General features: G+C 60.5%; 14 protein-coding genes. 7 read left to right on the top strand and 7 right to left on the bottom strand.

The genetic code is table 11. From position 1 onward, the window contains the following. The first annotated feature begins 11 nt into the window (after positions 1 to 11). Both RMR13_RS07490 and RMR13_RS07485 read left to right on the top strand, forming a co-directional pair. On the top strand, positions 12 to 2,627 hold the full coding sequence (locus RMR13_RS07490) for a PEP/pyruvate-binding domain-containing protein (protein WP_310600019.1): 2,616 nt from the start codon (positions 12 to 14) through the stop codon (positions 2,625 to 2,627). A gap of 218 nt (positions 2,628 to 2,845) precedes the next feature. Further along, positions 2,846 to 4,492 carry an ATP-binding protein gene (locus tag RMR13_RS07485; RefSeq protein WP_310600018.1) on the top strand — a complete coding sequence of 549 codons (1,647 nt, stop codon included), beginning with the start codon at positions 2,846 to 2,848 and terminating at the stop codon, positions 4,490 to 4,492. 66 nt (positions 4,493 to 4,558) lie between these two features. Here the strand turns inward: RMR13_RS07485 and RMR13_RS07480 are convergent, their stop codons facing one another. The 7 genes from RMR13_RS07480 to RMR13_RS07450 all read right to left on the bottom strand — a co-directional run bounded on the left by RMR13_RS07480 (position 4,559) and on the right by RMR13_RS07450 (position 12,087). Further along, complete coding sequence (locus RMR13_RS07480) at positions 4,559 to 5,035, bottom strand: response regulator (protein WP_310600017.1); 477 nt, start codon at positions 5,033 to 5,035, stop codon at positions 4,559 to 4,561. Positions 5,036 to 5,064: 29 nt separating this feature from the next. Continuing rightward, on the bottom strand, positions 5,065 to 5,727 hold the full coding sequence (locus tag RMR13_RS07475) for a histidine kinase dimerization/phospho-acceptor domain-containing protein (protein ID WP_310600016.1): 663 nt from the start codon (positions 5,725 to 5,727) through the stop codon (positions 5,065 to 5,067). Continuing rightward, positions 5,724 to 6,098, bottom strand: coding sequence for a response regulator (locus RMR13_RS07470; protein ID WP_310600015.1), 375 nt, complete (start codon positions 6,096 to 6,098; stop codon positions 5,724 to 5,726). The genes RMR13_RS07475 and RMR13_RS07470 overlap by 4 nt, the downstream gene beginning before the upstream one ends. Then, the gene (locus RMR13_RS07465; RefSeq protein WP_310600014.1) at positions 6,079 to 7,881 is read right to left on the bottom strand and encodes an ATP-binding protein; all 1,803 of its coding nucleotides are present in this window, start codon (positions 7,879 to 7,881) and stop codon (positions 6,079 to 6,081) included. Before RMR13_RS07465 ends, RMR13_RS07470 begins: the two co-directional genes overlap by 20 nt. Positions 7,882 to 8,061: 180 nt before the next feature. Then, positions 8,062 to 9,288, bottom strand: coding sequence for a response regulator (locus tag RMR13_RS07460; RefSeq protein ID WP_310600013.1), 1,227 nt, complete (start codon positions 9,286 to 9,288; stop codon positions 8,062 to 8,064). Between the two features lie 12 nt (positions 9,289 to 9,300). Beyond that, a complete protein-coding gene (locus RMR13_RS07455) occupies positions 9,301 to 11,439 on the bottom strand; it encodes a SulP family inorganic anion transporter (protein WP_310600012.1) in 2,139 nt (712 codons plus the stop codon). 57 nt (positions 11,440 to 11,496) lie between these two features. Beyond that, a complete protein-coding gene (locus tag RMR13_RS07450) occupies positions 11,497 to 12,087 on the bottom strand; it encodes a TetR/AcrR family transcriptional regulator (protein ID WP_310600011.1) in 591 nt (196 codons plus the stop codon). 384 nt (positions 12,088 to 12,471) lie between these two features. Here RMR13_RS07450 and nhaD point away from each other — a divergent pair, with 384 nt between their 5' ends. From nhaD to RMR13_RS07425, 5 genes are all read left to right on the top strand, one after another. After that, positions 12,472 to 13,752, top strand: a complete 1,281-nt coding sequence (nhaD, locus tag RMR13_RS07445) for a sodium:proton antiporter NhaD (protein ID WP_310600010.1) — start codon at positions 12,472 to 12,474, stop codon at positions 13,750 to 13,752. Positions 13,753 to 14,240: 488 nt separating this feature from the next. Beyond that, positions 14,241 to 14,768, top strand: a complete 528-nt coding sequence (locus tag RMR13_RS07440; protein ID WP_310600009.1) for a hypothetical protein — start codon at positions 14,241 to 14,243, stop codon at positions 14,766 to 14,768. Positions 14,769 to 15,044: 276 nt separating this feature from the next. Then, a complete protein-coding gene (locus RMR13_RS07435) occupies positions 15,045 to 15,473 on the top strand; it encodes a response regulator (RefSeq protein ID WP_310600008.1) in 429 nt (142 codons plus the stop codon). 61 nt (positions 15,474 to 15,534) lie between these two features. Then, on the top strand, positions 15,535 to 16,815 hold the full coding sequence (locus RMR13_RS07430) for a sulfite exporter TauE/SafE family protein (protein ID WP_310600007.1): 1,281 nt from the start codon (positions 15,535 to 15,537) through the stop codon (positions 16,813 to 16,815). Positions 16,816 to 16,817: 2 nt separating this feature from the next. Continuing rightward, on the top strand, positions 16,818 to 17,582 hold the full coding sequence (locus RMR13_RS07425; RefSeq protein WP_310600006.1) for a hypothetical protein: 765 nt from the start codon (positions 16,818 to 16,820) through the stop codon (positions 17,580 to 17,582). Positions 17,583 to 17,648: the final 66 nt, after the last annotated feature.

The raw sequence follows: 17,648 nt of genomic DNA, 5'->3' as shown, positions 1-17,648 counted from the left end.
AGGAAGACGCCATGGCCACCATTCTTGGTAATCTCAAACAGCTCTTCAAGGAACTCCGCGGCCGGAAAACTGCCGATCAATCCGGAAATTCGTCGGAGATGAACGCCCTTTTCCGATTCCGCTACGCCCTGTTCAAGGAGCTGCTGGTCGCCAATTCCGAACTGCTCACCGTTTTGTCCGACATGGACGAAAAACTCAAGGGCGAGACCGTGTTCGGCCTGTCGTACATCACCAACCAGGTCAACAAATCCCTCCGCAACGCCTTCCAGATGGTGAAAAGCCTCAACGTCATGTCCGGCGGCAAGCACCGCGACCTGTACATGGCGCTGGAACAGATCAACGGCAGCATCAAGGCTATTATCGAGGAACGCAAGGCCGAGAGCGCCCCCCAGGCGGTCATGCCCTATGCCCATGTCCTGCTCAAAGACGCCGACTGGGCCGGCGGCAAGAACGCCAACCTCGGCGAGATCAAAAACCGTCTCAACATCCCGGTGCCCGAGGGATTTGCCATCACCACCAAGGGGTTCCACGATTTCTTCGAGTACAACGACCTCAAGGAAGCCATCATCGAGCAGAAGAACCTGATCTATGTCAACGAGTTCGATCTGCTCAACAACCTGAGCGCCGAAACCCTGGAGCTGGTCCGGTCCAAGCCGTTGCCGCCCGAACTGGAGCGGGATATCCTCGCCGCCTGCACCGAACTGTGGGGGGACGATCCCTCGGTACTGGTGGCCATGCGCAGCAGCGCGGTGGGAGAAGACGGCGACATCTCCTATGCCGGCCAGTACCTGACCCTGCTGGGGGTGACCCGGCCCGAAATCTGCGAGGCCTACAAATCGATCATCGGCAGCCTGTTTTCCGCCCGATCCATTGCCTACCGCGGCTCCAAGGGCGTGTACGACGAGGATCTGGCCATGGCCGTGGCCTGCCTCAAAATGGTCGACTCCCGCGCCAGCGGCGTACTTTACACGCGCCACCCCTACGACATCACCAACGAGCACATCCTGATCAACGCGGTCTGGGGTTTGGGGCCGTATGCGGTGGACGGCGTGATCACCCCCGACGCCTATACCGTCACCAAGGACGCCGGTCTGATCCTCCAGGAAAAGACCGTGGCCACCAAACCGGTGCAGTTGCGGCTGAATATCGAGGGCGGGGTCGAGGAACGGCCGGTGCCCGAGGACATGCAGAAGGCGCCCTGCCTGAGCGACGACCAAATCCGCGTTCTCGCCGGATACGGCGCCGCCCTGGAGCGGCACTACAAGTGTCCCCAGGATGTCGAGTGGGCCCTGGACCCGGACGGCCAGTTGCTGATCCTCCAATCGCGGCCGCTGAAGATCCAGAGCCCGACCAATTTCTGCCTGCTCAAGGCCGCGCCGCTCAAAGGCTACGAATTGATCGTCGACGGCGGCGAAATCGCCTCCCAGGGGGTGGGCAAGGGCACCGTGGTCCACGTCCGCTCGATGGACGACCTGGCCGATTTCCCGGAAGGCGGGGTGTTGATCGCCCGCCACTCCTCGCCCGAATACGTGATCGTCATGCGCCAGGCCAGCGCCATCATCGTCGGGGCGGGCAGCGTCAGCGGCCACATGGCCGCCCTGGCCCGCGAATTCGACGTGCCAACACTCATTTGCGCCGATCTGGAGATGGACCGGCTGCCGCCGGGCATGGAAGTGACGGTGGACGCCTACACCGGCCGGATCTACGCCGGCACGGTCACCGAGCTGCTGGCAGCGATCAAGAAGGAAGAGGCCCACATGAAGGGCACGCCGATCTACGACCAGCTGGAGCGGATCGCCAAGCACGTCATCCCGCTCAACCTGGTCAATCCCGAAGCGCCGGAGTTCGCGCCCTCAGGCTGCACCACCCTGCACGATCTCGCCCGCTACTGTCACGAATATTCCTACAAGGAAATGTTCCAAATCAGCGACCTGGCCTCCAAATTCCACGGCTGGTCGCTCAAGCTGGATGCCGCCCTGCCCATGGACATCCACCTGATCGATCTGGGCAACGGCCTGAAGGAAGGCGCCACGACCAAATGGAACTCGGTCAAGGTCGAGGAGATCGACTCCGTCCCCTTCCTGGCCCTGTTGCAGGGCATGCTCAACAAGGAGGTCCACGGACTGGAGCCGCGGCCGGTCAATTTTTCCGGCCTGCTGTCGGTTATGAGGGAGCAGGCCTTGGCCCCCGGCCACGTGGGCGACCGGTTCGGCGACCGCAGCTATGCGATCATTGCCGACAAATACCTCAACTTCAGTTCGCGGGTCGGCTACCACTACAGCGTCATCGACGCCTATTGCGGCGACACGATCAACAAGAATTACATCACCTTCACCTTCAAGGGCGGCGCGGCCGACGACACCCGCAAGAACCGCCGTGTCCGGGCCATTGCCAACATCCTCGACCGGGAAGGATTCAGGGTGCGGGTCAAGGCCGACAAGGTGGACGCCCGCCTGCAGAAATATCCCAAGTCCTACATCGAAAGCAGGATGGATATCCTGGGCCGGCTGCTGATCTTCACCCGCCAGCTCGACATGCTGATGACCAGCGAGCACAGCGTGGAATGGGTGGCGGACAACTTCGTCGCCGGCAACTATAAACTCACGGCTCCGCCGGTCGAGGCGTAAGGGGCGGTTGCGCGCCCTTTGGCCCCGTCGGCGCCCACAATACGCGACCGCAAAGGAAAGCCATGCAAAACCTCATTCTCCTGATTATTATCGTCGGATCCATTGTCATCGGCCTGGTCCTCGGCGCCCGGATGCGCAACAAAAAAAATAATTCCGATTCCCGTCAGTAGGGAGCGGGACCGACATGTGGACGCCCATCCCGGAACCGCACCGCCACCATGAACATGCGCGAAAAATATAAAGACTACATCCGGCTGCAACGGCTGCTCTCCGCGGGCTTTTTCGTCAGCGGCATCGTCCCCATCATCATTATCGCCCTGGGAGCGATCTATAACTTCAAGCAGCTCTCGATCAACGACATCGAAGTGACCGCCCGGCAGGTGGCGGAGCATCGCAACGACGCGATCAACACCTTTCTCCAGTGCCAGGTGAACTATCTCGCCACCCTGATGAACCTCTACGAGCTCGATCATCTGCGGCAGCAGGAGAACCTCAACAAGCTCTTCCTGGCGGTCAACCGGGGCGACAAGGCCGGCGACATCGTCGATCTGCAGCTCATCGGCACCAACGGCCGGCAGCTGGCCTATGTCGGCCCGTATCAGGACAAGATCGAGGGCAAGGATTATCAGGATTCGCCCTGGTTCAAGGAAGTGCTGGCCCGCGGCACCTATGTCAGCGACGTGTTCAGCGGCTTCCGCAATTACCCCCATTTCGTCATCGCCCTGACCGACCCCCGCAAAACCTTTGTCCTGCGGGCCACCATCAATTCCGGCATCTTCAATTCGCTGTTGCACAGCGCCCAGATCGGGCCCGGCGGCGATGCCTTCATCCTCAACTCCAACGGCGAGTTCCAAACCCCGAGCCTGCAAAAGGCCTCCAGGCTGAACGCGGCGGAAATCGCGCTGCTGCACCATCACACCGGCACCGAACTCACCTCGGACAGCGACTACCTTTATGTCGGCAAATGGCTCAACGGCAACATGTGGCTGCTGGTGATCAAGGCGAAAATCACCGATTCCCTGAGCGGCTATTTCAAGTATCGGGACCGTATCATCTTCACCGTGGTGGCGATCGCCGCCCTGTTCCTGGTGATCAGCTACGGCATCAGCCGATTCATCGTCGCCAGGATCCGGCAGGCCGACCGGGAACAGACCGCCCTGGACCAGCAAATGGCCCACATCGAAAAGATGGCGAACATCGGCAGGCTGGCCGCCGGCATTGCCCATGAAATCAACAACCCCCTGCAGCTGATTCAGATGCAGGCCGGCTGGATCGACGAGTTGCTCCAGGAAGAAAACCCGCAGCAGGTGGTCAATCTGGAGGAGTACCGGAAATCGGTGAGCAAGATCAAGCAGCACGTCAACCGCGCCGGCACCATCACCCACCGCCTGCTCGGCTTCTCCCGTAAAATCAGCGCCGAATACGATGTCCAGATCAACGAGCTGCTCCAGGAAACCATCTCCTTCCTCGAAAGCGAGGCCCGGGCAAACAACATCGCCTTCAACCTGCAACTCGACGAATCGTTGCCGACGTTGCGGACCGACGGTGCCCAGGTGCAGCAAGCCCTGTTGAACTTGATCGAAAACGCGCTCGACGCGGTGGGGCCGGAGGGCACGATCGATGTCGTCACGGCCAGAAGCGGCAAGGAGCTCAGCGTGCAGATAGCCGACAACGGCCCGGGCATCGATCAGGAGGTGCTGGAAAAAATCTGGGAGCCCTTCTTCACCACCAAGGAAGCGGGCAAGGGAACCGGTTTGGGACTTTCGATCTGCAGCGACATCGCCCACCGGCTGGGCGGAACCATCACGGTGGAAAATCGGCCCCAGGGAGGCGCATCCTTCACCTTGCGGCTGCCGCTGCGGTGATGTAACGCCAAGCCGGCAGTGGCCTGGCGATGGCGGGATGAGAGCGGGAAGGACGGGGCGGGCGGCTTATTCCCCGCCGGCAAACAGGCCGCGCAGGGTCCGCAGCAGTCCCGGCCTCGGGGTTTCTTCCTGCGGCGGGTAGGGGGAGCGGCCGGCCCGGTTCCCGGCCGGAACAGTCGGGGCGCCGGCGGCAGCGGTGTTGATTTTTTCCACCAATTCCCTGATATCCACGGGTTTTTCGAGCAGATCGGCCGCGCCCAACTTCATGGCCCGCACCCCCCTGGTCACCGTGGCATGGCCGGTCAGCACAATGATCTGCTGGGCGGGATTCAGGGCGACCAGCCGCTCCAGCACCTCCAGGCCATCCATGTCCGGCATTTGCAGATCGAGCACGACCACCTTGAACCAGGCGGTGCCGAACAGATCGAGCGCCGCCCGGCCCGAAGCCGCCGTCGTCACCTCCAGCCCCCGAATGGTCAGCCGTTCCGCCAGGATGGCGAGAAATTCCTCGTCGTCGTCGATCAAAAGCACCGATACCGCCATCCTCTTCCCCTCCACGCGGCCCGCGGCCGTCACTCGATGAACCTGATGGGCATCCGCAGGTGCAGCGAGCTGCCGTCCGGATCGGCCTGAACCTGCACGCGCAGAAAAAAGATCAACGGCTGCCCTTCGGCCGCCACCGACGACTCAAGCTGCTTGACCGGTATCTCCGGGGTGCAGCGCAGGGTTATGACGATGTCGCTGGCCTCGCGGCGCGCGTCGAGCATCACCTGCTGCCCGGTACCGGCCAGGAGAAAGATGTTTTTCAGACAGATCCACAGCAGGTTCTCGATCACGAACGGCAGGGTCTGCACCTCGATCTCGTCGCCGTCGGCAAGCGTCAGGCTCACCCCCTTCATGGTGGCCAACCGCTCGGACAAGACGATGGTGCAGGCGAGAATGTCGCGGATGCCCGATGAAACCACGGGCTGATTGGCGCTGTGGGCAAAACGGTTGAGCCGGCGCACGATGTCGTCGGCGCTCTGCACCCGCCGCCGGATACTGTCCGCAATGGTCTTCATCCGCTCCGGGTCCAGGGGGCGCCCCTTTTCCGACAGGGCGACGAGATCCCCGAGCAACCCGGCGTTTTCATTGATGATCGCCAATGAATTCTTGATCTCGTGGGAGATGGAAGCGGTCATGCTGCCGAAAAAACTCAAGCCCAGGCTGTCGACTTTGCCGTGATAACTGCTCATCCTCGCTCTCCTTGCCCCTGACAAATTTCGTTGAGTTTGGCGACGAGCACCTCGATCTGGACCGGCTTGATCAGGTAGTATTCCTTGCCGCTCTCGGCCGAACAGGCCTCGAAGTCCTCCTCCGAACCGTGCCCGGTCAGGAAGATGAATTTCATCTCCGGCCGTCGGGCCTCGATCAGCCGCTTCAGTTCCAGTCCGTTCATCTCCGGCAGCCGGACGTCCAGCAGGGCGATATCGAACTCCCGTGCCTCGACCAGGGCCAGCGCCGACCGGTAATCGGAGGCCCAGGCCGCCTCGATGCCGCGCATGTCCATCCGTTCGGCCAATGTCGCCACCAATTCCTCTTCGTCGTCAACCAACAGTACCCTCATGGGCGTCTCCTTTGTCCGCTTGGTCCGCGTGGTATTTGAGCGGCAGGGTGATGATGAAGGTCGTCCCCGCGCCGACAGTGCTTTCGATATCGATCAAGCCGCCAAGCTCCGTGACCAGGCCGTAGGTGATCGACAATCCCAGACCGGTGCCGCCGCTGCCGCTCTTGGTGGTGAAGAAGGGCTCGAAAATTTTCGCGATATGCTCCGGCGGGATGCCGCAGCCGCTGTCGCGCACCGTGGTGACAACCCCGGCGCCGTCATCGGTCAGCCGGCTCTTGATCTCCAGGGTGCCGCCCTCTTTCATCGCGGCAAAGGCGTTGTTGACCAGGTTGATGAATACCTGCTGCAATTTACCACGGTCACTGAAAAATTCAGGTATTTCCGCCGGAATGTCGACGGTGATGGCGATATGGCGGTGGCTGGCTTCCTTGATCTGGAATTCCAGCACGTCGTCCACCACCCGCCGCAGGCTGAGTTTCTGGACATTGACCTGGAGGTTGCGGGCGAAGTTGAGCAACTGGCGGGTGATGGTCGCGCAGCGGTCGACCGAACTGATAATCGCGCCGACCAGGCCGAGCAGCCGCTGGTCGCCCTCGTATTCCTTGCGGAAGGTGAACAGGTCTTTGATCAGGCCGGCCTTTTCGTTGATGATGGCCAGGGGATTGTTGATCTCGTGGGCCACGCCGGCGGACAGGCGGCCGATCGAGGCCATTTTGTTGGCGTATTCCGCCTGGTGCAGCGAGGCCAGCCGTTTCTGGTCGGCCTGGTAGATGCTGTTCACCAGGTAGGTGCAGATTCCGAAAACCACCGCCACGATAGCCACCACCGAACCGACCAGGAACACCAGCAGGCTGCCGCCGGCTGCCTCCCAGGCGCTCATCAGGGTGTTCTTCTGCTTGATTACCACCAGGATGAAGGGCGTGCCGGTAATATAGGCGTAGCCGGTGACGATCTCCCGTCCCACATGGTCCACACCGTCGGTGACCTGGGTCCGTTCCGAGAACGGCGGCACCGGCAGGGGAAATTTTTCCATGGCGGCGCCGTAATACCGGGTCGGGGTCTGGATGATGCCTTCATGGTTGATCAGGAAGGCGTCGCCGTTGTTGCTGAGTTCGAAATGGGAGAGAATGGCGTTCAACTGCTCGATGTCAAGCCCGGCCCGCAGGATGTAGTGCCGCCCCTGGGCGTCGTTGTGGAGCACCGAGATGACCAGGTGGGGCGTCTTGCGGAAGCCGAGGAACACGTCGCTGACATCCGACCGCATGGCGATGGAGTCGTGATAGGTGTCCTGGTCCTTGTAGTGCAGCTTCTTGTACCAGTCCTGGCCGCTGTAATCCATGCCCTGGATATTGTAGGGCCCGGTGTAGTTGACCTGCTTGCCGGTATGGTCGATCAGGCCGAGGTCGTACCATTCCCCCAGGCCGCTTTTCAGGTTCTCGAGGATCTGCTTCAGCCGGTTGCCATCGGCCAGTTGCGCATAACTGTTGTCGAGAATGAGAAAATTCAGGGCAAAGATGCGCTCGTCCAGATAGGAGGTCAGGCTGCGGCGCAAATTGGAAACCAGGCGGGTGGTGCGCAGCAGCAGCTCGGATTCGAGGGCCTTCCAACTGACGGTGTAGTCGACCACCGCCAGGGTGAACAATGGCAGCAGGACCACCGCCAGGGTGATGACGATCGACTGCTTCCACAGCCGCCTGAAGTTGAAAAGCGATTTGTTGGTGCCCGACGTCTGTTCGGAATGCTCAAGAAATCTGGGCTTAAAGCGTTTCCATCCATCCTGCATGGCAAGTGCTCACACGCGCTGAGATTGATGTGGCCGGTAAGGGGCGCAAGCGGCCGCCCCCGGGCGAAAACAAGGCAAATGCCTCTGGCGCCGGGAACACGCCTGCCAAAGGAGGCCGGTGACAGAAGCGGGGCGGCGCGCCGGTCGGCAAGCCGCCGCCCAAACCGTCCGGTGCGGCAATCAGGCGCCTTGCTGCTGGCGCCGCCGCGTGATTTTCTCGTTGGCCTGCTTCATGGTCTCGCTCAGGACGTCGATATCCACCGGTTTTTGGAGATAGGCAAAGGCGCCGAGCTGCATGCAGGTTTCCCGGTCGGTCTCGTTGCCGTGGCCGGTGAGGATGATGACCTCGATCTCCGGCTGGGTGGCCTTGACCCGCCGCAGCACCTCCATGCCGTCGATGCCGGGCATCTTCAGGTCGAGGATCATCACGTCGGGTTCGTCCTCGCGCAGCATCTCCAGGGCCGATTCGCCGTCGTAGGCGACCGCCGAGCCCATGTCGCGGAGCAGCAGCCGCTCGGACAGGGTCTGGACGAACTCGCGCTCGTCGTCCACCAGCAAGACCCGGGCCGGGGCCTGGAAATCGAGCTTGCGGTAGATGTCCGCCTGGTGGAAATTCTTGCCGACCTCGGTGGACACCGACCGGACGCCTTCGATTTTCTCCACGATTTCCTTGAGTTCCTGCTCAAGCCGGCTCAGCATCAGCACGTTTTTCTCGATGGTCAGGGTGACCGCGCCCTGCTGGACAGCCACCGTCACCTCATGGCCCTCCAGGGTCAGGGCGATCTGGATCTTGGCCTGCAGCCGGAAATCGGCCAGGGCGGCCTGCGAGGCCTCGGTCGGGGCCAGCACGTCGGTATTGAGGTTGCGGACGATGAGATGGATGGACTCCTGCGCCCCGATCTTGTCGGTGGGGATGACGATGTCGTACAGGGCCGGATCCCAGGGGTCCTGCCGGCCGGTTATCTGCTGCACCCACGAGGCCTTGTCGTCGTCGTTCTTGTGGATCGCCTTGAGCGGATCCTTGTCCTGCCCGGGCAGGGACTGCGCCAGCTTGACCCGGAAGGCCATGTCCGCGATCAGGCAGATGCGCAACACGTGGGAGATCGAGGCGGGGATGAAATGGCAGCAGAAGCCGGCCACCACCAGATTGTCCTCGGCCAGGATCTCGGCCACCGCCTGGCGGAGATAGGCGACCGAGCGTTCTTTTTCGTGGGTAAAGGGATTGAACAGCGAGGTCTTGGCGGCAAAGGCCCGGCCGATCCGCTCCGGTGGGATTCCCGACATTTTGCTGGCCAGGGCGCCGATTTCGCCATCGCCGACCAGCCGATAGCCGGTTTTGTCGATCAACTGCGGGATGATCGACTCTTCGTTGCAGTGCAATGCGTTGAAAACGGTAATCACAGACATGGGACGCCTCTTTTAGGGATGAATGATCTCGGGTTGGGGATGGGTGCCCAAGGGGCAGACCAGCATTTCTTCCTTGGTGTGCGCGGCCGGATGAATGGTCTGCAAGGCCGCCTCCATGGTCGGATAGATATGGTCGGCGCCGATTTTATTGTACAGATGGGTTCGGACCAGCACCTTCATCACCGTCTCGTTGACGCCGCTGAAGGAGATATCGATCTTGGCGCTGCGCAACCGGCTGACCAGCAAGGATAATGTTTCCTCGCCGGAGGCGTCAATATCGTTGATGCCGTTGGCCACGATCAGGATATGGCGCAAGGTGGTCTTGCACAGCATCAGGTCGGAGATCTTGTCCTCGAGATAGCTGGCGTTGGCGAAAAAGAGCGGCCCTTCGAAACGGATGATCGACAGGTACCTGCACTCCTCGAGCCCCTTGGTGACCGCGCACACCAGCACCCGGCTGCGGTCGCGGGTCAGCGAGGTCACCACCGGCCGCATATTCTTGTAGAGGAACACCATCAGGCACAGCACCACGCCCAGCATGATGCCCTTGTCGAGATGGGGTGCGAACCAGAGGGTGCAGACGAACGAGAGAATGGAGATGAGGCCGTCGTACCACTGGGCCTTCCAGGCATGGAGGAAACCCGAGACGTTGATCAGGCCCATGACCGCCATCATGATAATCGCCGCCAGCACCGACTGCGGCAGGTGATAGAGCAGCGGGGTGAAGAACATCAGGGCGATCACCACGGTCAAGCTGGTGAAGACGCTCGATAGGCCGGTCACGGCCCCGGCCTGGAGGTTGACCGCCGAACGGGAAAAGGAACCGGAAGCCGGATAGCTCTTGGCGATGGCGCCGACGATGTTGGCCAGGCCCTGGCCGATCAACTCCTGGTTGGGATCGATGCGCTGGCCGGTCTTGCTGGCGATGGCCTTGGCAATGGAGATCGCCTCCATGAAGCCGAGCAGCGAGATGATGGCGGCATAGGGGAAGAGGTGGAGCATGACGCTCAAGTCGATCTTGGGCATGCTCAGGGCCGGCAGACCCTTGGGCACCACCCCGATCACCTCGCCGCCGCCGGACAGCGGCACCTTGTCGGGCTTGATCGCCTTGCTGCCCACCCGGACCCGCCAGATCCTGCCGTCGGTTTTGGCGCCGGCCGGCAATTCGTCGGCCAAATAGTAGAGCACGCCGTTGTCGGGCTGGATGGCCGCCTTAAACAGCTGCAGCCGGATTTCCTCCCGGTAGAGATGGGCCTTGGTCTTGAGTTCCTCGATCTTGGACTGAATCACCCGGTCGTCGTGCTCGGCATCGAGCCGGGCAATGGCGTTGTGGCCCTGCTTGGCCTCCTCGAGCCGCTTGCTGGTCTTGGTCCGTTCTTCGGCCAGGGGAGGGATGCCATTGACGGCCTCGTTGAATTTGGCGATCATTTCCAAAGCCTTGGGCGATTGGATGGCCTTGCCGTCGACGTCGGCATTGTGCTCAAAGCCAATCAGCCAGGACAGCAAGGTGGTGACCACCACCGCCACCAGCACGTTGGGCACCCTGGGGGCGATGCGCTTGAGGGTGATCATGATCGCCAGGCCCAAGGCGCCGATGAAGAAGGTCGGCCAGTGGGTGTAATGGATCGCGGACTGCACCACCCGGATGATGGTCTCGTAGTGATGGTCCGCCCCGTCGACGTTGACGCCGAACATCTTGGACAACTGCGAGGTGGCGATGATGATGGCGGCCGCGTTGGTGAAACCGTTGACCACCGGATGGGACAGGAAGTTGACCACCAGCCCCAGGCGCAGTAGGCCGAGCGCCAGCTGGAACAGGCCGACCAGCAGCGAGAGCAGAATTGCGAAGGCGATATATCCTTCGCTGCCGGCGGTGGCCAGCGGCTCGAGCGAGGCGGCGGTCATCAGGGAAACCACGGCCACCGGCCCGGTGGCCAACTGCCGGCTCGAACCGAACAGGGCGGCGACGATCGGCGGCAGGAAGGCGGCGTACAAGCCGTAATAGGCGGGCATGCCCGCCAGCTGCGCATAGGCCATGGATTGGGGAATCAACACCAGGGCCACGGTCAAACCGGCGATGCCGTCCGCCTTGAACAAGGCGAGATTGTAGCCGGAAAACCAATCGAGGAAGGGAAAAATACGTTTGATCATGCCGTTCGTTTCACCTCAAATCGTCCGAAAGTAAAGGTTGATTGCCTGGTTATCGCATCATCGCTTCCTGTTTTCCAGCATCCGCCGGCAGGACTCGATCAGATCTTTGTAGAGGGCTCCGACATTGTACAGATTGTTCATCCGGAAACGGACCATGCTGTCGACCATGGAAAAAACGATCAGGGCCGATTTGCGGGGCGCGAGATCCGCGGCGATGGAACCGTCGCGCTGGCCGGTGACGATGGCGTTCTCGAAGATATCGACAAAGCAGTTGTAAACCGCCTCGAGGTGGTCCCGGCATTCGGGATTGTTTTCCGCCAGTTCGTAGGGATAACGCTGATGAAGGATGGCGAACAGGTCCTCCCTGCTCGCGGCCATGTGCAGATAGAAGGCGATCGACTCCTCCACCGTGTCCAGTCCGGTCTTTTCCGATTCCGCGTTCCGGTATTGCTCGAACTCCGGCAGGATGCTCTCCTTCAAGTTGCTCAGGATCGCCAGGAAAAGCCCCTGTTTGCTCTTGAAATGATAGAAGATGGTCCCTTCGGCGGTCCCGGTCATCTTGGTCAGCTCGCCCATGGCCGTATCCTTGTAGCCCTTGCGGGAGAACAGGTGGGTGGCGGCCTGGAGGATCACGTCTTTCTTTTTCATGCCGGGTATGGGAAGGTTGATGGAAAAAACTAGACTGAGCACTCAGTCAGTTTTTATAGAAAAATTCTTGATGGCCGTCAAGAATAAAATTGAACGGACGGGAACGTTTCCCGCAAGGCGCAAGGGTAGAGGATTTCGTCCCAGAGGGGAGGGTGGGGCATGGAGCGGAGGCAAGGCGCCGTCGGCCAACACCCGGGCCGAACGGCCAAAAAACTGTCCGGACCACACGCAGAAGTTGCGGACGCCATGTCGCTCTGTTAGGACAGATCGCAGAATGTCGGGGGACGCAAGGCAAGGCACAATCGCCGTTGCCGGTCGGCCCCGTTTGCTTGTCATCTTGTTCCCGAGGCCGCACCGGCGCGCCCGGAAAGGGTTTTGCCGTCCATGATGTATCTTGTCGCCGCTGTTTTCGTCCTGGCTTATTCCTGTATCGCCCTGGAGCATGTGCTCAAGATCAACAAATCCGCCATCGCCCTGATCGCGGCGGGGCTGATGTGGACCCTCTATGCCGCCGCCAGCCCCCTGGGCATCGAGGCCGTGTCGGCCCAGCTCACCGAAAAGCTGGCGGAAACCGCGGCCATCGTCTTTTTTCTCATCGGCGCCATGACCATCGTCGAGGTGACCGACAGCCACGGCGGCTTTGAAGTCATTACCAGCCGGATCAAGGCCGGCCGGCTCTCCAGCCTGCTCTGGGTCGTGGCCGGCATCACCTTCCTGCTCTCGGCCATTCTCGACAACATGACCACCACCATCGTCATGGTGGCCCTGATGAAACGGCTGCTGAACGACCGCGGCCAACGGCTCTTCTTTGCCGGCATCATCGTCATCGCCGCCAACGCCGGCGGCGCCTGGACGCCCATCGGCGACGTCACCACCACCATGCTGTGGATCGGCGGCCAGATCACCACCGCCAACATCATGAAAACCCTGCTCCTGCCCTCGCTCGTCAATCTGCTTCTCCCCCTGGCCGTCGCCTCTTTCGGTCTCAAGGGCCACGTGGTGCCTCCGGACCGGTTGGACGGCGACACCCCTCTCACCAGTCCGTTCGAAAAAAACCTGATGTTCGTTCTCGGCATGGGCAGCCTGATGTTCGTTCCCGTGTTCAAAGCGACCACCCATCTGCCGCCCTACCTGGGCATCCTGCTGTCGCTCGGCATGCTCTGGCTGATCGGCAACATCCTCCACCGCAACAAACCGGAGAAAACCCGGGAACCCCTGCGGCTGGCCAGGGCGCTCAAGCGGATCGACATGGCCTCGGTGGTCTTTTTCATCGGCATCCTCCTTGCGGTCTCCGCCCTTTCCGCCAACGGCATGCTTCCGGCCCTGGCCGCGTGGCTGCAGGCCGCCATCGGCAACCAGGGGCTCATCGTGGTCATCATCGGCCTGATTTCCGCGGTGGTCGACAATATCCCCCTGGTTGCGGCCTCAATGGGCATGTATCCCCTGGCCCAGTTTCCAGCCGACTCTTTTATCTGGGAATTCTTGGCCTATTGCGCCGGAACCGGCGGCTCCCTTTTGATCATCGGCTCCGCCGCCGGCGTGGCCGCCATGGGCCAGGAGCGGATCGAATTCTTCTGGTATGCCCGCCGCATCGGCCCCCTGGCCCTGCTGGGCTATTTCGGCGGCATCGCCTGCTACCTGGCCCAATACAGCCTGGCGCACTGAGCAGCCTGTGGCCGAAGGTCCGCAAGTGTGCGGCCGGTTCGCCTGGGGCCGCGCCCGGCGGTTGGACGACCGGTCCGCCAGCATCTCACGATGACGGAGATTGCTCCCCTTGGCCGCAACGAACAGATCCTTGTGCCGAATCGGGCCATTGAGCTTGGATGAGGTTCCCTTGGGAATCGGAATCGACTGTCACCTCCCGCACACAAACCCGTTCGTCCCGCTTTCCTGTCACCAAAACTATACATCTTGAATTTTATTTAATTTCAAGATGTTATGCAGAATGGGCCGCCGAGCGTCACCGTCGCCACACATTCCATGCCGTAGCTCGGCGAAATTATACCGCTATCCGTATCGCGCCCCTATTTATCTAACAATTTGATATATAAAACAAAAAAAATTTATCTGCGTCTGGGGCCACAACTGGCCCCGGTTCTGCACGGGAAAGGTATCAGCGGAGGGCATCATGCCGGACGCGGCAGGAAATAATCATGACGAACGGACAACAACACGCACCCACGGACCACGAATACCTCGATCTCAAGCAGGCCGCGGTCATCTGTTCCGTTTCCGAGGAACGGTTCGGCAAATGGATCGACAAAGGCGTCGTCCCGGTCATTGAGGTCAAAGGCAGGAAGCTGATTCATTCCCACGATCTGGTCCAGCACCTTGTCCGGCACAATATTCCCATCCCCGACCGGCTGCTGCAGGGCAACAGCAAGAAAATTCTCTTCGTCCTCACCGACGAAGCCATTCCGCACAAGGTGACCATCGAGGTCATCTGGGCTCTGTACGCCCTGCGGAAAGAAACGGCGTACATTTTCGATTTTGTCCGGCTCGACAGCAACATCGAGCTCAAAATCATCACCTTTCATCCAGATAAAATCGTGTTGTTGCAAGAAAATCCCGGCGACGAGGAACCGGCGCGGCAGCTCCGGAAATTGAGCAACGGGGCCACTCCCGTCTACACCTTCGCCGCCGATGGCATCGTGGAACTCAAACAATTTTTAAACGAGTAAGCGGGAACCCATGCGCGCGACGGCAACCGACAAGCATGCGGCCGGGGTGGTACCTACCCGGCATGGCCGGCGATACCGGGCACCGGGATCGTGCACTCGCTTCTTGCCCCATCGTCAGCGCCTGGCGTTGGCGGCTGGGTCGAATCCGGTCATGGCCGCCGGGGAATCCCCCTCCCCGGCGCCATCCGGTTCGACCGGTTCGGACTCCCCCCGAATCCACCGCACCCAACGCCAATCGTTTTCATCAAGCAATTGACCCGTATCAGGAGAAAAAGCATGGCCTTGTATAGCGTACTGATCGTCGACGACGAAGAAGAATTCAGGAACATGACCGCCAAGCGGCTGAGCAAGCGCGACCTGGAGTGCGCCTGCGCCCCGGACGGCGATACCGCCCTGGGCATGATCAATGAGAGGAGCTACGACGTGGTCCTGTTGGACGTCAAGATGCCCGGCCGCGACGGCATCGAAACGCTGAGGGAAATCAAACGGATCGCCCCCATGACCGAGGTCGTCATGCTCACCGGCCACGCCTCGGTGGAGTCCGGCATCAACGGCATCAAATACGGTGCCTTCGACTACCTGATGAAGCCCATGGACCTGGACCCGCTGTTTGAAAAGCTGAACGCGGCCTACGACCGCAAGCGGACCCAGCAGGAGAAGATAGAAAGAGCCCAGAACACCAAGGATGCGGCGCGTCCGTCCTGATCGGCGGCGACCTTCGTATAAACCCGAAAAACCGTTTTATCGACAACAAAAGGAGAGCAAAATGAAGTTTTTTCGAGATCTGAACCAATTCATGATGGCCGGGGCCCATGCCCATGCCCGATGGGAATTGGAGATGTCCAACAACATCTTGCGGAGCCGCAAACGGCTTCTGGTCCTGGGGCTGCTGTTGATTCCCGTCTTCCTTGGCGGCTATGCCTTCGCCGATGCGATCAGCCAAGCCGTTCCGGATTTTATCGGCGGTAAACAGGCCTACGGCCCCTCGCATTACACCAACCTCATCTTCGGCGCCTCGGTGCTGGTCGGCGTGTGCGCCGGTCTGATCACCGGCTGCATCGGCGCCGGCGGCGGCTTCATCATCGCTCCGGCCCTGATGAGCGCCGGCGTCAAAGGTATCCTCGCGGTCGGTACCGACCTGTTCCACATCTTCGCCAAGGCGATCATGGGTTCGGTTCTGCACCGCAAGATGGGCAACATCTCGGTGTCGCTGGCCGTCACCTTCCTGATCGGCGCCATCGTCGGTTCCACCACCGGCGGCTACCTCAACCGCAAAATCTATGACGCCAACCCGGTATTGAGCGACATGTTCATCACCGCGATCTACGTCATCATCCTCGGCTTCCTCGCCTTCTACGCCATGAGCGACTACCTCAAATCCCGCTCCAAGAAGGTGGTGGTCGAGGAAGGTGCCAGCAAGATCGCCGAGGAAATCCCGGCCATGGGCAAGCGGCTACAAGCCGTCAACATCCCGCCGATGCTGACCTTCGACGAATCGGTCACCCCGGGCGGCCGTCGCATCTCCGCCATCTTCCTGGTGATCAGCGGTTTCATCGTCGGCCTGGCCGCAGCGATCATGGGCGTGGGTGGCGGCTTCCTCACCTTCCCGATGTTCGTGTACGGTCTGGGCGTGTCCTCCATGACCACCGTCGGCACCGATATCTTCCAGATCGTGTTCACCGCCGGTTATGCCGCCATCACCCAGTACGCCATTTATGGCTTCATCTTTTACACCCTGGCCATGGGCATGCTGCTGGGCTCGCTGATCGGCATCCAAATCGGCTCGATCGTCACCAAGGTCGTTCCCGGCACCACCATCCGCGGCTTCTACGCGGTGACGGTCACCGCCGGTTTCCTCAACCGGGTTTGCGCCCTGCCGGAAAAGCTGATGAAGATGGGCTATGTCACCCTGTCCAAGGATTTCATCAAGGTCGTCGACCTGATCGGCAATGTGGGTTTCTTCGTCATTATCACCGCCTTTGCGGCGTGGGTCTTCTATTGCTTCTTCACTAATCTCAGCGTCCTGAAATCGGGGGAGGTTCATTAATCATGGCAAGCCCAGCACAACTCAAAACCACGGGACTGCTCCTGCTGGTTTCGTTCTTCGCGGTTCTCTTCGCGATCTTCATGCCGCTCTTTCCCGGTACCGCCGGAGGAAAGGTGAACGGTCTTGACTACCTCGACAACTTTTTCAACCAGTTGTCCAAAAGCTCAGCCTTCTACATCAAGGATCAGCAAAAAAAGGCGGAGGCCTTCAAAGGCGAGGCCTTCGACATGACCTTGAAGCTCAAAAATGAGAAGTTCAAAGTCAAGGATCCCAATACTCAAGAGTTGAAAGAGGTTGAACTCCCCGCCACCGTCCAGGCGGAAGCCGCAGCCAAGGTCTTTGCCGCCCACGGTGTCAAGACCTCGGTGGAAACGGATACGGTGAAAATCAGCGGCAACGATTTCGGCGGGATGCTCGCCACCATTCTGGATGACGCGGTGCTGCTGTACAATAATCAAGGCGATGCGTTGCAGGCAAAATACGGCATCGACGCGAGGCTGGCTTTTTACTCCTTTTATCAAACCCTGGCGGTTATGGAAAAGGACCAGACCAAGAAAGAAAAATTCGACAGAGCGAAATTCATCAAGGGAGTCAGCACCAAGGCGATCGAACCGGCCTACAACTACTATCAGGTCGAGGCCACTCCGGTGAAGGAAGAGATGGTGCTGCTGATCGCGGCCCTGGCTTTCTATGTTATCTACACCATGTGGTATGGTTTCGGTCTGCTGTATCTGTTCGAAGGATTGGGCATCAAGCTTGACCACTGATCCTTAAATCCGTCCACGCATCCGGGGCCGCGAGGGAATTCGTTCCATCGCGGCCCTTTTTTTCCC

Source organism: Desulfobulbus sp., from assembly GCF_031547805.1.
GTDB lineage: Bacteria > Desulfobacterota > Desulfobulbia > Desulfobulbales > Desulfobulbaceae > Desulfobulbus.
This window is presented reverse-complemented; position numbering and strand designations above follow the sequence as displayed.

Excerpts from the sequence above, each read along its gene's own strand:
- RMR13_RS07490 (WP_310600019.1), top strand. The coding sequence starts at position 12 with ATGGCCACCATTCTTGGTAATCTCAAACAGCTCTTCAAGGAACTCCGC.
- RMR13_RS07485 (WP_310600018.1), top strand. The coding sequence starts at position 2,846 with ATGAACATGCGCGAAAAATATAAAGACTACATCCGGCTGCAACGGCTG.
- RMR13_RS07480 (WP_310600017.1), bottom strand. The coding sequence starts at position 5,035 with ATGGCGGTATCGGTGCTTTTGATCGACGACGACGAGGAATTTCTCGCC.
- RMR13_RS07475 (WP_310600016.1), bottom strand. The coding sequence starts at position 5,727 with ATGAGCAGTTATCACGGCAAAGTCGACAGCCTGGGCTTGAGTTTTTTC.
- RMR13_RS07470 (WP_310600015.1), bottom strand. The coding sequence starts at position 6,098 with ATGAGGGTACTGTTGGTTGACGACGAAGAGGAATTGGTGGCGACATTG.
- RMR13_RS07465 (WP_310600014.1), bottom strand. The coding sequence starts at position 7,881 with ATGCAGGATGGATGGAAACGCTTTAAGCCCAGATTTCTTGAGCATTCC.
- RMR13_RS07460 (WP_310600013.1), bottom strand. The coding sequence starts at position 9,288 with ATGTCTGTGATTACCGTTTTCAACGCATTGCACTGCAACGAAGAGTCG.
- RMR13_RS07455 (WP_310600012.1), bottom strand. The coding sequence starts at position 11,439 with ATGATCAAACGTATTTTTCCCTTCCTCGATTGGTTTTCCGGCTACAAT.
- RMR13_RS07450 (WP_310600011.1), bottom strand. The coding sequence starts at position 12,087 with ATGAAAAAGAAAGACGTGATCCTCCAGGCCGCCACCCACCTGTTCTCC.
- nhaD (WP_310600010.1), top strand. The coding sequence starts at position 12,472 with ATGATGTATCTTGTCGCCGCTGTTTTCGTCCTGGCTTATTCCTGTATC.
- RMR13_RS07440 (WP_310600009.1), top strand. The coding sequence starts at position 14,241 with ATGACGAACGGACAACAACACGCACCCACGGACCACGAATACCTCGAT.
- RMR13_RS07435 (WP_310600008.1), top strand. The coding sequence starts at position 15,045 with ATGGCCTTGTATAGCGTACTGATCGTCGACGACGAAGAAGAATTCAGG.
- RMR13_RS07430 (WP_310600007.1), top strand. The coding sequence starts at position 15,535 with ATGAAGTTTTTTCGAGATCTGAACCAATTCATGATGGCCGGGGCCCAT.
- RMR13_RS07425 (WP_310600006.1), top strand. The coding sequence starts at position 16,818 with ATGGCAAGCCCAGCACAACTCAAAACCACGGGACTGCTCCTGCTGGTT.